The sequence below is a fragment of the Bacilliculturomica massiliensis genome (genome assembly GCF_900605495.1).
Classification (GTDB): Bacteria; Bacillota; Clostridia; order Peptostreptococcales; family Anaerovoracaceae; genus Bacilliculturomica; species Bacilliculturomica massiliensis.
Genome location: NZ_LR027603.1, coordinates 672,944 through 687,070, shown reverse-complemented (window position 1 = coordinate 687,070; position 14,127 = coordinate 672,944). Strand labels below are relative to the sequence as shown.

9 protein-coding genes and 6 tRNA genes are annotated in these 14,127 nt (G+C 54.1%); 3 read left to right on the top strand and 12 right to left on the bottom strand.

The genetic code is table 11. From position 1 onward, the window contains the following. Positions 1-250: 250 nt before the first annotated feature. On the top strand, positions 251-2,116 hold the full coding sequence (locus E0E37_RS12525) for an AraC family transcriptional regulator (RefSeq protein WP_130863363.1): 1,866 nt from the start codon (positions 251-253) through the stop codon (positions 2,114-2,116). Between the two features lie 189 nt (positions 2,117-2,305). Here the strand turns inward: E0E37_RS12525 and E0E37_RS12520 are convergent. From E0E37_RS12520 to E0E37_RS12490, 7 genes are all read right to left on the bottom strand, one after another. Next, positions 2,306-2,380 (bottom strand) — tRNA-Cys (locus E0E37_RS12520). Positions 2,381-2,549: 169 nt separating this feature from the next. Further along, positions 2,550-2,624 (bottom strand) — tRNA-Gln (locus E0E37_RS12515). A gap of 25 nt (positions 2,625-2,649) precedes the next feature. Then, positions 2,650-2,725, bottom strand: a tRNA-His gene (locus E0E37_RS12510). 90 nt (positions 2,726-2,815) lie between these two features. Next, positions 2,816-2,892: transfer RNA gene (locus E0E37_RS12505), tRNA-Asp, on the bottom strand. 5 nt (positions 2,893-2,897) lie between these two features. Next, positions 2,898-2,973 (bottom strand) — tRNA-Val (locus E0E37_RS12500). 10 nt (positions 2,974-2,983) lie between these two features. Beyond that, positions 2,984-3,060 (bottom strand) — tRNA-Met (locus E0E37_RS12495). A 167-nt stretch (positions 3,061-3,227) separates the two neighbouring features. Continuing rightward, entirely contained in the window at positions 3,228-4,841 is a 1,614-nt protein-coding gene (locus E0E37_RS12490) for a sensor domain-containing diguanylate cyclase (protein ID WP_130863362.1), read from the bottom strand. Positions 4,842-5,147: 306 nt separating this feature from the next. Between E0E37_RS12490 and E0E37_RS12485 the strand changes: the two genes are divergently transcribed. Both E0E37_RS12485 and feoB read left to right on the top strand, forming a co-directional pair. Next, positions 5,148-5,408, top strand: coding sequence for a FeoA family protein (locus tag E0E37_RS12485; protein WP_130863361.1), 261 nt, complete (start codon positions 5,148-5,150; stop codon positions 5,406-5,408). A 5-nt stretch (positions 5,409-5,413) separates the two neighbouring features. Then, complete coding sequence (gene feoB, locus E0E37_RS12480) at positions 5,414-7,345, top strand: ferrous iron transport protein B (protein ID WP_130863360.1); 1,932 nt, start codon at positions 5,414-5,416, stop codon at positions 7,343-7,345. 272 nt (positions 7,346-7,617) lie between these two features. On the opposite strand, the gene E0E37_RS12475 is transcribed toward feoB, so the two are convergent. The 5 genes from E0E37_RS12475 to E0E37_RS12455 all read right to left on the bottom strand — a co-directional run bounded on the left by E0E37_RS12475 (position 7,618) and on the right by E0E37_RS12455 (position 14,086). Next, positions 7,618-9,195 carry a Na+/H+ antiporter NhaC family protein gene (locus E0E37_RS12475; protein WP_130863359.1) on the bottom strand — a complete coding sequence of 526 codons (1,578 nt, stop codon included), beginning with the start codon at positions 9,193-9,195 and terminating at the stop codon, positions 7,618-7,620. A gap of 478 nt (positions 9,196-9,673) precedes the next feature. Further along, positions 9,674-10,432: a hypothetical protein gene (locus E0E37_RS12470; RefSeq protein WP_130863358.1), complete on the bottom strand. Its 759-nt coding sequence runs from the start codon at positions 10,430-10,432 to the stop codon at positions 9,674-9,676. Positions 10,433-10,557: 125 nt separating this feature from the next. After that, positions 10,558-11,985 carry a hypothetical protein gene (locus E0E37_RS12465; protein WP_130863357.1) on the bottom strand — a complete coding sequence of 476 codons (1,428 nt, stop codon included), beginning with the start codon at positions 11,983-11,985 and terminating at the stop codon, positions 10,558-10,560. After that, on the bottom strand, positions 11,972-13,198 hold the full coding sequence (locus tag E0E37_RS12460; protein WP_130863356.1) for an efflux RND transporter periplasmic adaptor subunit: 1,227 nt from the start codon (positions 13,196-13,198) through the stop codon (positions 11,972-11,974). Before E0E37_RS12460 ends, E0E37_RS12465 begins: the two co-directional genes overlap by 14 nt. A 39-nt stretch (positions 13,199-13,237) precedes the next feature. Then, positions 13,238-14,086, bottom strand: a complete 849-nt coding sequence (locus E0E37_RS12455; RefSeq protein ID WP_130863355.1) for a carbohydrate ABC transporter permease — start codon at positions 14,084-14,086, stop codon at positions 13,238-13,240. Positions 14,087-14,127 lie beyond the last annotated feature (41 nt).

Genomic DNA, 14,127 nt, shown 5'->3' with positions numbered 1-14,127 from the left:
CCAAACATTTTAATTGTCGGTCCTTCTGCTTGTAATAAACGATTTTAAGCTGATCGGGAACTGTTTTCCCCAATGGATCACGGATCGACAGATTCAGGTTTCCGATGATTACTTTGCTGTAAACCCTGATTATCTTGCGAAAAAAATCAGCAAAAATCTTTTCCACGTTTTCTGATCTGCTATATAATGTGTACATAGATCGCGATCTGCATTTCAGCCAGGCATTCCATTTTCAAAGGAGGTATCCGGCGTGTTATTTGAAAAAACAGCATATCCAGATAACTATCCGATCAACATAACTATCGCAAACGTTACGGAATATCCTTATCACTATCATCAGGATGTTGAATTTATCTATGTTCTCAAGGGCGAGATCCGTCTGAAAAACGTATGTCATCATTATCTTCTGAAAGAAGGAGATATTTTTACCAACAGCGGCCATGAAATCCACGGTTTGACCGCCACAGGAAAAGAGAATGTGGTGGCGATCATTCAGGTCAGCAACCGTTTTTTCACGCAGTATTTTCCCACCCTGGGCAAGGCCTGTTTCATGTCATATGTAAACAATGATAAATATCTTAAGATGGATACTTTCCGCAAAATGCTTCTTCACATACTTCTGGATTATTCCAGGAAGAGTTTTAATTATAAAAACGCCTGCGTCGATCAGATGATCGAAGTCATAAACTATCTGAACCAGTATTTCAACCTGTTCGCCTTCGATGATCAAGTGGTGGTAGATTTTCAAAATGATAATTCCATCGCGGTGGAGCGGATCAGCCGGATCATAAACTATGTATACGAGAACCATTCCAGCCGGATCACGCTGGAAGAACTGGCAGAAAGAGAGCACTTAAGCACCTTCTATCTGTCTCATCTGATCCGTGATTACATGGGTATAAACTTTCAGGAATTTCTGTGTTTCGCCAGAGTGGAGATGTCCGAGATCCTCCTGCTGGAAACGGACCGAAAGATCAGTGCGATCGCTAGAGATGTGGGTTTCTCAACCACATCGTATTACGAGAAATTTTTCAGTAAATGGTTTGGACACGCCCCCCAGGAATACCGGGAACTGTACATGCCGCACATTCTCAGCGCTGCAAGGCCTGCGCGGCTTAAACGGCTTTCCGCCAATCAGGCGGTGACCCTCATCAGACGGTGTATGTCCGCCGTAAGCGATCAGGAAAAAAGCGCTTCCGTCATAGACCGTCTCCATCTCTCCCTTGATGTGGATCCTCAGATAACGCCTGTCACGCAGATCCGGCTCAGTCTTGAAGTGGTTATCACTCAGGAAGATTATCACATCATGGGCGAAGGGCTGTTCAGCCGGCTCCATGAGCTTAACGCTTCCAGAGTCATTCTGGCTTTCCGGCAGGGCGACAGCGAGGCGACCACAGCGCTGATCACAAACAGGCTCACTTTCATCGGTTATGAGGTGTCCACAGTATGCGACAACAGCTTATGCTGCGGTTCCTCCGCAGGGTACGACTCAATCGCCGCAGCCATACAAATGTTCCGGACCTGTTTTATTTCGAAGGAAAATATACTGCACTGCAGACTGCGGGATCAGGGCGAACCATCCAGGATCTTAAAGGGGCTCCCCTCCTGCCTGACTTCCTGCCTCGTCCCCAAACCGTCCTATTACGCCTACCGGTTTCTCAGGAATATAAAAGGAAGCCTTCTCTACTGGGGAAAATACTACTGCGTGATCAAAAACGACATGCCTGAAAAAGATTCGTACACCCTTGTTGCGATCAATTATAACGACGACATCGAACACCTGTACATGCGCAACGCCACCGTCTACGAAGCCAACGACATCATCACTTCTTTCAAGGATGAACTCAATGTTGACTTCAGCATTCCAGTGGAACCCGGCCAATATGTGATCGCAAAATACGCATTGTCAAATTTCAATTCCATATTCGCGCATATGTCCCATCTGGGCTTTCCGGAAGACTTTCCTCTGCCGGAAGCCTGGATCCACATGCTGAACACGGAGCCTCAGGCACAGGTGAATATCGAACACGCGGATGATAAACTGCATATCAGTTCCGCTGTAAAAGGCGCGGGGATCCATATCATCGTCGTTGAGAAATACGGCGGCGATGAATAGATTTCTGGACCGGCGGGTGACGGTCTGCGGAATAGGCGAAAACAGTAAAAAAATAGAAGATCACTGATAATGATATGAAAGTCAGCGATTATCTCACATTATTTCCTGTGAAATAGGTAATAACATCAAACAACCTTTCCAAAAAGCAAAGAAAAACCATGGAACTATTAAAATTCCATGGTTTTCTTTTGGAGGCGACACCCAGATTTGAACTGGGGAATAAAGGTTTTGCAGACCTCTGCCTTACCACTTGGCTATGTCGCCATATCGCCGGTCTCAGCTGCAAGATCAGTATATGCAGTCAGACCGCTGTATGTTACTCTTTTCTGCTTTATTATTATAACGTTTTTTCTTCTGGGTTACAAGGATTTTTTCATATCCCGTTTCGATAAATTCGGCAAAGCAAACGCCTGCTCTGCCGAATCTCTTTTGTTGGCTAGGGTAGCAGGATTCGAACCTGCGCATGATGGAATCAGAATCCATTGCCTTACCGCTTGGCGATACCCCAACATCAAATAACGTATTAAATTTTATGGGGTGGGTAGTGGGATTCGAACCCACGCATACAGGAGCCACAACCCTGGGTCTTGACCACTTGACGATACCCACCATAGTGTCAGCGGACTGCTGGGCGCAGAGTCTGACGTCTTCTTTCCGAGCATGCTTTCCTTCCTCTGACCGAAAGAAAACATTAAAAATTGGCGACCTGGATCGGGCTCGAACCGACGACCTCCAGCGTGACAGGCTGGCATTCTAACCAACTGAACTACCAGGCCGCAATTGGTGGGCGCTATAGGGCTCGAACCTATGACCCTCTGCTTGTAAGGCAGATGCTCTCCCAGCTGAGCTAAGCGCCCCAATCGTAAATGGTAGCGGCGAGTGGAGTCGAACCACCGACCTTCCGGGTATGAACCGGACGCTCTAGCCAACTAAGCTACACCGCCACATTAGCGCATCGGAACGCGCTGCAAGAAAGATATTACCACAGTTTTTGACTATCTGTCAAGGGATTTTTTTCAACTTATTTTTACTTTTTTATTGATCTCCCGACAGCCCTTAAAATATGTGTTCCTGTATCTTCCTTTTTTCACTGCCTTTCTATTATAGCAGATCAGAGCTCATCGGAAAAGACCATAAATGTATTCTTTCCGGATTTTTTTGCTTTATGCATGGCAGTGGCGGCCCGTTTTAAATAGGTATTCAGATCGCCGTCCGAATCGTCGATGTATGCCACGCCGCCGCTGACTGTGGCGTGCACCGGCTTTCCTGAGACGAAGCGGATCTCTTCCACCGCTTTGCGCACCCACTCGGCCAGGGCCTCGGGTCTCTCTTCCTCGTTCCAGGATTCAGCCATTAAAACGAAACTGTCTCCGCTGTAGCGGCCCGCACAGCGGACGGATTCCGGCAGAGCGCAGAATTTCTCCGAAAGCTCTTTCAGTATTTCATTGCATGTCTCCTGCCCCAGGATTTCGTTCAGCAGGCCGAAATCGTCGAAGTCAAACAGGAGGATCGCCTGATCTTCCTCCGAATGCAGACGTTTTCCCATGAGTTCAAGCACGCCCATGCGATTATACATTCCGGTCAAAACGTCTCTTGTCTTCGCCCGCTCCAGCTCCTGTTCCTGTTTATCCAGGCGAATGGCCACGTCGTTGACGCTCTCCATAATAGATGCCAGTTCATCGCCCTGAGCGTATTCGCACCGCGCGGAGCAGTCTCCCTCCGCAATGCGCTTCAGACGCTGTCTGAGCTGGGTCAGCGGAAAGAGCAGCGACTGGACGATAAAATAACATGCGGCTACCGTGGCCACGGCGATCAGAATGCTGACGATACCCAGCGTTCTCGTTGCCTTTACCGCCGGTCCCAGTATCTCCTCATTGTCCATCGCCACCAGAACGACCCAGTCCAGTTCCTCCATCTGATTGTAGGCCGCAACAGTGTCCACGCCCCGATTATTATAGCGGATGATCCCCGAAGGTTTTTCCAGCGTGCCCGCGGAGACCTGGCGCAGCAGTTCGTCAAGTTCTTCCCGGTCCTGAAATTCTCCCACGGCCAGATCCATTTTCTCCTGCGAACCGTGATAGATCAGCGTGGCGTTCTCGTCTATGACGTAGACGTATCCTGTTTCACCGATCTCCACTTCGTCGATATAAAGGTTCAGATTGCTCAGATTGACCACCCGTTTCAGCAGTCCGATGACCGCGCCGGACTCATCCTTCACGGGAACTACGATGTTTATATTTCGTGAACCGTCCGCATTGATCACCGTATTTCGATACAGCTCGGTTCCGCCCATGATGGACTTATACATTTCCGTGTTTGCAACAGAATGTCCTTCTTCATTTTTGTTGTAGGCCAGTATGGTTTTGCCTGTGGCGTCGATCAGCGCGCCGCCGTCTATATTATCATTGATCGTGGTCGTCCGCTCAAAGAGGCTTTCCACCTCCGCATCCCAGTATTCCGTCTCGCCCGGTCCGGCGCCCTGCTCATGCGCCTGCAGACATTCTCTGTACGCAGTCACCTGGCCGAAAAAACGGCTGTCCATTTCCTGCCCGTTACAGAAATCATAAATATGCGCGGACACCACGTTAGCCAGACTGGCAAGAGATTTCTCCTGAAGATCATGCACCGTATTCTTCATCTGTATATTGACTGTAAAAGCGACGGCAAGACTGGGGACGATCGAGATCAGCACCATCGCAATAATTAATTTTTTCCCGACTTTCATTGATTTTCTCCATAGCTCAATTGAAATATCCGCGCCCTCCAGAACCGTTCCCGGTCTCTCAGCCGCCCCTCTGCCGCCCTCCGCGGCATTTTCCGGACGCCCTTATCATACCATATCCTCCCGTACCGCACCAGTGCCATCGCAAAATTATGCGTGGGGCCTCTTTCACACAGACAGGTTTTAACTCATACACTGGCACAGAGACGAAAAACGTCTCCGGCCCGCTGATTTCACCGGCTGTCCGGGACTTTCTTCCGGCGTCATGATTCAGCCGCGGCCGTCTATTTAAACTATTGGAGGCAATCTATGAAGCAGCAATTTACAAATTCAAATCAGTCGCTTGACAGTCTGCCGCTGGGCACACGCGGCGTAGTCAGCTCCCTGACGGCAAACGGCGTACAGCGCCGCAGAATGCTGGATCTGGGACTTGTGGAGGGCGCGGAAGTGGCGGCCCTGCATCAGAGTCCCTCCGGCGACCCCACGGCTTATTCCGTCATGGGCGCAGTGATCGCTCTTCGCAGAGACGATGCGAGAAAAATCTTGTTGGAAAGCAACTGCGAAAGGTGAAGCGTATGGAAAAAGTAACTGTAGCGCTGGCCGGAAACCCTAACGTGGGTAAGAGTACAGTCTTCAACTCTCTGACCGGCATGCATCAACACACTGGAAACTGGCCCGGAAAAACCGTTTCCAACGCCCGCGGCACCTACGAATACAACGGCGCCGAGGTCACGCTGGTCGATCTGCCCGGTACTTATTCCCTGTTTGCCAGCTCTGTGGAAGAGGAGATCGCCCGGGATTATCTGTGCGGCGGCGAACCGAATCTGGTGATCTGCGTCACCGACGCCACCTGTCTGAAACGCAATCTCAATCTGGTGCTGCAGATCCGTGAGATCACAGACCGTATCATCGTCTGCGTCAATCTGCTGGATGAAGCAAAAAAGAAAAAGATCCGCGTGGATCTGGAAAAACTGTCAGAAGAGCTCGGCTTACCCGTTGTTGGGACCACAGCGCGTTCCAATAAGGGGCTCGGCGAGCTCATGCAGGCCGTCGACCTCATGGCCCGGACCCATGAGGGCACCATCCCCCCGAAGGCCGTTCCCTCTGCTCTGGCAGAAACGGCGGACCGCCCGGATAAACCGGCGAAAACGGCCGACGGTATCGGCGCGCAGACCGGCGACACGGACGCCCAGGCCGACGAAGCCGTGCGCAGGATCGTGGAACAGAGCGGGCGGATCTACAACGCCTGCGTTCAGGAGGAGAGCACCGATCCCCACAGTCTGGACCGCCGGCTGGACCGCATCCTGACTTCCCGGAAATTCGGCTATCCTCTCATGATCCTGCTCCTGGCGTTCATCTTCTGGATCACCATCGCCGGCGCAAACGTCCCCTCCGCCATGCTGTCGGATTTCTTCACCTCTCTTCAGGCGCCCATGCTGCGCGGTCTTGCTTCCGCCGGCGCGCCGGAATGGCTGCAGCAAGTGCTGGTCATGGGTATTTACAAAACGCTGGCCTGGGTGGTCTCCGTCATGCTGCCCCCCATGGCGATCTTCTTCCCGCTGTTCACGCTGCTGGAGGACGCCGGGTATCTGCCCCGGGTGGCGTTTAACATGGATCGGTGTTTCCAGCGGGCCTGCGCTCATGGAAAGCAGAGCCTGACCATGTGCATGGGCTTCGGCTGCAACGCCTGCGGCGTTACGGGCTGCCGTATTATCGACTCGCCCCGGGAACGCCTGATCGCCATACTTACGAACAACTTCGTTCCGTGCAACGGACGGTTTCCCACTCTGATCGTCATCATCAGCATGTTCTTCGCCGGTGCGGCCGCAGGTCCCCTGAGCGGAGTCCTGTCCGCCGTCCTGCTGACGGGACTGATCCTGCTTGGCGTCTTCATGACGCTGCTGATATCCGGCCTTCTGTCGAAGACATTGCTGAAGGGGATCCCCTCTTCCTTCGCCCTGGAGCTGCCGCCCTACCGCCGTCCCCAGTTCGGTCAGGTCATCATCCGCTCCATACTGGACCGCACGCTTTTCGTCCTGGGAAGAGCCGTAGTGATCGCGGCTCCCGCCGGGCTGATCATCTGGCTTCTGGCCAATGTATACGCAGGGGACCGGAGCATTCTGGCACACTGCACCGATTTTCTTGACCCATTTGCCCGGCAGATCGGTCTGGACGGCGTCATACTTATGGCCTTTATCCTGGGTTTCCCGGCCAATGAGATCGTCATTCCCATTATCATCATGACGTATATGGCCACAGGCAGTATGCTGGAGCTGCAGAGTACCGCCGCGCTCCACACATTGCTGGTAGATCACGGATGGACCGCCACCACAGCCCTCTGCACTATGCTCTTTTCCCTCCTTCACTTCCCGTGCGGCACGACGTGCTGGACCATCAAAAAGGAGACACAGAGCTGGAAATGGACGGCGCTGGCCTTCCTGATCCCACTGGTCACGGGCATCGTGGTATGCTTTGCCGTATCCCATATCATGGGGCTGTTTATCTGATCCGCGCCTATCCAGAGAACTTCTTGCGAATCTCTTGAGAACGCAGCCTGACAAAGGGGCGGCTTCCTTGAAATCATGTCTGATAAAAAGGACGCTCAAAAACGTGCCTGAAGAAAGGATCGCTCAACGTTCTCTGCGAACGCGGAAAAAGAGATCGCCGGCTGTAATGCACAGCCGGCGATTATTGTATTTCACAGATATAAAAGAAACGGACAGCCTGAGCCATCCGCATCTTTTATAATAATTTTTACTTGGTCCACTTTTCTGTACGATCAGCTCTTTGCCGCCATTTTCTGTGCGTGCGCTTTGTTCTCGTGGTTCGGATAGAACTTATTCAGAACAAACAGAGCAATCGCCAGGGAACCGAAGGCCGAAATCAGAATCGCGATCAGGTTCTGATGGGTCAGCGCGGAAACGAAGTAGCCGATGACACAGCATACCGCTACGGTAAGCGCATACGGAATCTGGCTGGTAACGTGGTCCATATGCGGACAGGACGCACCCGTCGAGGATAGTATGGTCGTATCCGATATTGGCGAGCAGTGGTCTCCAAATACGGAACCGCCCAGCGTCGCGGCCAGCGTAACGGTCATGAGACTGGAATCTACGTCTACCCCGCCCTCCAGAATAACGATTACGATGGGGATCAGAATTCCGAACGTGCCCCAGGCCGTGCCAGTGGAGAACGAAAGGAACGCCGCAACGATGAAAATGACGACCGGCAGGAACGCGATGGGGAAATTGCTTGCCTGAACCTGATCGCCGACAAACTGTCCGGTGGAAAGCATATCGCGGCAGACGGAGCTGATGGTCCATGCCAGCGTCAGTATAATGTTTGCCGGAACCATGTTCTTTACGCCTTCCGTAATTCCCGCGAAGAAATCGGTATAGCTGATGAGCTTTCTCGGAATGAACATGATAAACGCAAGGATCAGCGCGCCAAAACCGCCAAATACCAGCGACAGCGAGGAATCGCAGTTGCCGATGGCCCCGACGAAATCCATGCTGAAGTCGCCGCCGGCATCAAAGAAGCCGCCTGTGAACAGCATAGCCAAAATGGAGAACAGGATGAGCCCCAAAATGGGAATGACCAGATCTCTTACCTTTCCCTCGTTGGAGGTTTCCAGATCGACCGCAGCCTTTGAATCGACGGCGTCCAGATTCCCTTCTCTGGCCATGGCTTCGAATTTTTTCATTGGGCCGTAGCCGATATGTAAGGTCGCCACTACGATGACCATGGTAATCGTCAGCAGCGCGTACAGGTTGAACGGGATGGTTGAAATGAAAGCCAGCATTTCACTGTCGAACGCGCGAGATGTGGCCAGATTGGAGCCAACCGCCGCAGCCCAGCTGGATATGGGTGCGATAATGCAGACCGGAGCGGCCGTAGAATCAATAAAATAAGCCAGCTTTGCTCTCGATATCTGGTATTTATCCGTGATCGGCTTCATTACAGCGCCTACGGTCAGACAGTTGAAATAATCGTCGATAAAAATGATAATTCCCAGAAGACCGGTCGCCAGCTGCGCCATGACCGGAGATTTGATTTTTGTAGACGCCCAGACGCCGTACGCCTGCGCGCCTCCCGACATGGTGACGAGCACTACCAGCGCGCCCAAAAGCGATAGGAAGATGACGATATTAATGTTACCGCCCAGAACCGAGCCCATGGTGGAGAATGTCGCCGTAACGGCCCCCATTACGCCCGTGCCTATCGTAAATGAATACGTGAAGGCTCCGATAAGAATACCTACCGTCAGCGATGAAATAACTTCTTTTGTTACCAGCGCCAGGCCGATCGCTACGATTGGCGGCAGAATAGACAGCCATCCAGCATAAATAGCATCCATGATTTAACTCCCTCCTTTAAATAAAATGAATAAGATAAGATAAGATTAAGTAATTGAGAAGTTTTCTTCCACCCTCATGGTATTCCAACAGCCGTTTGGATACAATCTACTATCATGTCCTATTTTTTTACTGTTTTCGACAAAAATCCCCTATAAATAAAAGACGCCGTGCGTTTTATTCCGTTTTTTCTCGTTTTTCGGAGGTTTTTATCGAAGCCCTCCGTAAAAACTGAGTGTTATCCGATCAATCCCTTCCTGATCCCACTGGCCACAGGCATCGTGGTATGCTTTGCCGTATCCCATATTATGGGTCTGTTTATCTGATCCAAAGCCCGCATAAAGGGCAGTACGACAGCGAAAAAGGCTGCTGTCCCGGCAAATTTGCCTGGAGACAGCAGCCTTTCTGTTATTTCTTCCGATACAACGGGATCCCGTCTATACCGCCCGCAGCGAATACCCGGATCTCCGGAGTCCTCTATTAATGCCTATCGTCCTTATCCAGATACACGGTCCGTTTATTTTCATTGTCCGCCGACGGCTGAAAATCCATGGTGGGATCGGGGAACGGCGCGGTCCCCTCCTGCGGCTTTCTCAGGCTTACTCCGGAATTCTGAGCCTGACCGCTGTTCTGATCCATCCCGGATCCGGATCCCTGGCCGGGGATCCCGTTCAGATCCGCGCCCTGATCCACAGTTTGGGGCCGGCCGTTCACGCTTCCGCCCTGACCGCAGTTTCCCGGCTGGCCGCCCATGTTCCCGGACTGGCCGTAGGTTCCATATGTATGATTGTGATACATTCCGCTGTCGTATCCAGCCGCAGCCTGCTTGTTCAGATACGCTCCGTAGGTGTACAGCGCAGGCAGCGCCAATCCGATCAGGTTGCTCACGATACTGTTTCCGGATACCAGATTCCCCAGCAGACTCAATACGCTGAATACCAGCAGTATGATCCCCAAAACGAAGCACGTCTGCGCCTTATCCGGGCGTTCACAGTACTTGACGCCCAGGATCCCTGTGATCAGTCCCAGCGCGCTGGACGCGATCAAAACGACCCCGAGGATCATCGCCACGCCGCCCACGCCCGTGCTGACACCCTCTCCGGCGCTCAGACCGCCCGCCAGAAAAAGTCCTCCCCCGATCAGAGACAGCACCCCCGCCAGAATTGAAAACCCTGAAAAAACGATGTAGATGATGCCTCCCACTTTCAGCAGCATTTTGCCTCTCAGCTGTGTGTTCATAATTATTTCCTTTCCGGCAGAAGATCTCTTAATCCCATTACCCGCTCTGCCTTGCCTCAATTGATCCGTACACCGGCGCCTGCCGCCTCCGGCAATCATAATTATAAACAATTCTTTCTGCCGCGTCAAATATTTACCTGTTCCTTCCCGCCGGGACGGCCCTGCGGCCGTCCTCTGTCCTCCGGGCTGGGACTGGCCGTCTCAGCCCGTTTCCCATCAGGTGCCTGCGCGGGAGCCGCCGGCGCGCTAAAAGGACGGGCGGTCCCGCGGCGCAGTACAAAAATCAGAAGGGCCGTCTGCCCCAGAAAACAGAGTACTGCCCTCAGGGCCAGCATGCGAAAGCGGAAATCAGGGCCGCTGACCTCCAGCGACAGATAGGTCCGGATCGCGTTGGCCGTCGCCTCCGCCGTCCTGCTCCAGAAAGAAAAATCCGACCATCTGGTGGGCAGAAAGCTCCCGGGCACCGCAAAGGGCGGACCGGCCAGCCATGCAGTGAGGACCACGAGCCCCGCTGCGGCTGCCGGAGGCGCGATGCGGGCGATGACTCCGGCGGCCGGCAAAGGTATGCTGACTCTGCCGAAAAATAAGCGCCGCCGTTCCCGCAGGCTTTCCTTTTTTCTGCAGCGCCCCTGTCTTCTCCCGCTGAGCATCAGCTCCGCCGCCGTATACAGGACTGCGCCCCACAGGGGAAGCAGCCGCAGCGCGGCGATCATCTCCGCCAATTCGTCGTACCGGATCACCATATCGCTTTTCAGGCCTCCGGCCGCCAGCAGTTCGTCCACGGAGAAGTGTTTCGGATCCTGGGTGATGATATCCAGAACGCTGAAACGCAGAGGTTCCAGAGAACCGCCGTCTCCGGACGATGAGTCCGTCCGGCCCCTTGCCCCGACGTCCGCTCTTGCGATGATCGCCTCCCCTCCCCACCGGGAGGCGAAACTTCCGGCCGGCAATACTTTTTCCACCGTGTAATCTGTACCGCCGATGCGGACGACGGCGCCCATGATCTCTTCCTGGCTGGCGGTTCTCCAGAGCCGCCGGGCCGTCTCCTCAGGCACGGCGCAGCCGTTCTCCGATACGGGATCGAAAATGAATCCCGAATCGCCCGCAAAGTAGATGACCGGCGCGAAGAGACTGCGCTGCAGATCGGGGTTGCTCACAGGCACGTCCCGCTCCCGCGTCCAGGCCATATAAAGTGCGCGGGGCTTCCTTCCCCCTGCAGTCACCGCGTCCCCGTCCGCCGCCCCGCCGCCTGCTCCCGCCGTCTCATCGGCGTTGTCGCTCTCCAGCTGGATCCGCTCTTCGATCAGCGCTTCCGCTGCAGCCGCCTCTATGGGAGAACTGTCCAGCATCACGCGGATCGTGCCGCCGCAGCCGCCGGCCAGCTCTGAAAGTTGGAGCAGTCCGCCATAATACAGAAGGAAAAACAGCGCCAGCGCGGCGGCGGAAAGACAGAATTCCCTCCGCTTGCCTATCTTCTGCCTGCTGAATCTCATCTTGCTGAATCTTATCTTGCTGAATCCCGTCTTGCTGAATCCCGTCTTACTGATCCCCATCCTGAACCTCCCGGACCCGGTCTCCCGCCTCCACCGGTTTGCTGCTGCCGCTGATCACTTTTCCGTCCAGCATTTCCTCCACGGCCGCCCGCTTTCCGTCCTTATCGATCAGCGTGACCTCCACTTTCTCTGCCTTCAGCTCCTGTCCCAGCACCGTATTGGCCTCACGCAGCGTCAGGACATAATAATTCCTCTCGCTGCCCCGCAGCGCGCTGAGCGGGATCGTTCGGGGATAAGACTGCGAGATTCCCGTATGATTCAGCGAAGCGGCCATACCGTGGGATACCTGCGCGTCTGCCGTCATCCTGACCGTAACTTTCGTTTTATCACCACTGCTGCCTATGGACCAGATCTGCAGTCCGCTGATCGGAACGTTTTTTCCCTCCGGCAATACGGACACCGGATCGCCGGCTTTCATATATTTAGCGTCCTCATCGGTCAGCTCCGCTTCAAAGATATATTCCGCTCCGTCAGGAATGAGCGTGCACAGCGTTTCCTTCGTGGCTGCAGCCCCTGCCCGGGCGTTCACTTCTCCCACCGTCCCCGCTATTTCCGCCTTGACCTGTCCGCCGCTGCGGCTGATCCGGCGCAGATCATCTACTTCCCGTTCTTTCTGACGGATCTTAAGCTCCGTCAGATCCAGATCTACTCCGTTTCGTTCTCCCGCTTCCGCCAGCTGTTTTTCCGCTGTCCTCAGCGCCGCCTCCGCGTTCTCCACCGCTCTCTTGTCCGCCAGAAGCTGAACGCCGCCGTTGAGTTCCGTGTTGAGTTCGCTGTCTGCCCTGGCCCGCTCCAGATCCCTTCTGGCCGTTTCCACCGCCTCCCGCTCAGCTGCCGTGCCCCCGCTGTCCATCTGAGCCCGCTTCAGCCCCAGCTTCAGTTCCGACAGTTCTGTCTCCGCGGTGAGCAGCTGATCCTGCAGGCTTTTCAGATCCAGCGTAAACAGCACGTCCCCCGCTTCCACCCTCTGCCCCGGCGCTGCGTTGACCTTGTCGATAAAGGTCCCTTCTTCCCCTCTGATATACATCTGATCGGAGGCCAGGATCTTTCCCGCAGCCGTGGTGCGGTGGGCCAGCGTGGCCTGTCTGGCAGCCTCGGTGTTTACCCTGGCCACGGTGACGGAATCCGCGGCTCTGGATATGGCCGTAAGCGCCAGCATGACGGCGAAAAAGCCGGTCAGCAGCCTGAAATATCTGTTTTCTCTAATTTCCATACGCCTGTCTCTCCCCCATCGTCGTTTTTTCGTTCCCCGCTATTCTTTCAGTCCGGCGGCCCTTATCCCGCTCTCCAGGTATTTTTGTCCCATCAGAAACACCAGCAGCGGCGGGATCAGCATGATCAGCGACGCCGCCAGCGAAACGGCGGCTTTCTCCGATACGATGTTGGGCAGGTACAGAGAAAGGGGCCACAGCGATCTGTCCTTCAAAAAGGTCAGCGGCTGCTCCAGCACGTTCCAGTATTCCAGAAAGGAGAGCAGCAGCGCCGATGCGATCCCCGGCGCTCCCATGGGCAGTCCGATGTAAAAAAAGGTCTGCCAGGGTCCAGCCCCGTCCAGCGACGCCGCCTCCAGCAGCGCGTCGGGCACGCCCTGAAAAAAACGGCAGATGATAAACACCGGAAAGGTGGAAAAGATAGCCGGCAGAATGACCGACAGTCTGGTGTCCAGCAGATGCAGGCCGGAAAGCACCAGATAATTGGACACCATCGTCACCTGAAAGGGCATGAGCATCAGCGCGATATACAGGGTGAACAGCGCCTTTTTGCCCCTGAATCGGTACTTGGCAAACCCCCATGCCGCCGGCGCGGCTATCAGCAGTTGTCCCGCAAGGATGGGAAACACAATGCGGCATGTATTCCAGAACATAGCGAAAAATTCCGGCGAATCCAGCAAAAGCTCCACAAATCCCTGCAGGGTCGGATACTGGGGAAAGAGAAAAAATTCCGCCCGTCCTTCCCGTTCCGCCAGCACCGGCCCTATCTTCTCCGCGATCTCGTCCCCGCCCATAAAAGAGCCGCCGATCAGCATGACGAGAGGCATGCACACCACGGCGGCGATCACAAGCAATATTCCGGTCCTGATCCGCCCTTTTCCTCCGCTCATCTCCGTCTCCTTCCCTCATTTTCTCCCATTCTGTATATCAC

What these genes read in the sequence shown, in the direction of transcription:
- E0E37_RS12490 (WP_130863362.1), bottom strand. Translation starts at nt 4,841, where the DNA reads ATGAAAGTCGGGAAAAAATTAATTATTGCGATGGTGCTGATCTCGATC.
- E0E37_RS12485 (WP_130863361.1), top strand. Translation starts at nt 5,148, where the DNA reads ATGAAGCAGCAATTTACAAATTCAAATCAGTCGCTTGACAGTCTGCCG.
- feoB (WP_130863360.1), top strand. Translation starts at nt 5,414, where the DNA reads ATGGAAAAAGTAACTGTAGCGCTGGCCGGAAACCCTAACGTGGGTAAG.
- E0E37_RS12475 (WP_130863359.1), bottom strand. Translation starts at nt 9,195, where the DNA reads ATGGATGCTATTTATGCTGGATGGCTGTCTATTCTGCCGCCAATCGTA.
- E0E37_RS12470 (WP_130863358.1), bottom strand. Translation starts at nt 10,432, where the DNA reads ATGAACACACAGCTGAGAGGCAAAATGCTGCTGAAAGTGGGAGGCATC.
- E0E37_RS12465 (WP_130863357.1), bottom strand. Translation starts at nt 11,985, where the DNA reads ATGGGGATCAGTAAGACGGGATTCAGCAAGACGGGATTCAGCAAGATA.
- E0E37_RS12460 (WP_130863356.1), bottom strand. Translation starts at nt 13,198, where the DNA reads ATGGAAATTAGAGAAAACAGATATTTCAGGCTGCTGACCGGCTTTTTC.
- E0E37_RS12455 (WP_130863355.1), bottom strand. Translation starts at nt 14,086, where the DNA reads ATGAGCGGAGGAAAAGGGCGGATCAGGACCGGAATATTGCTTGTGATC.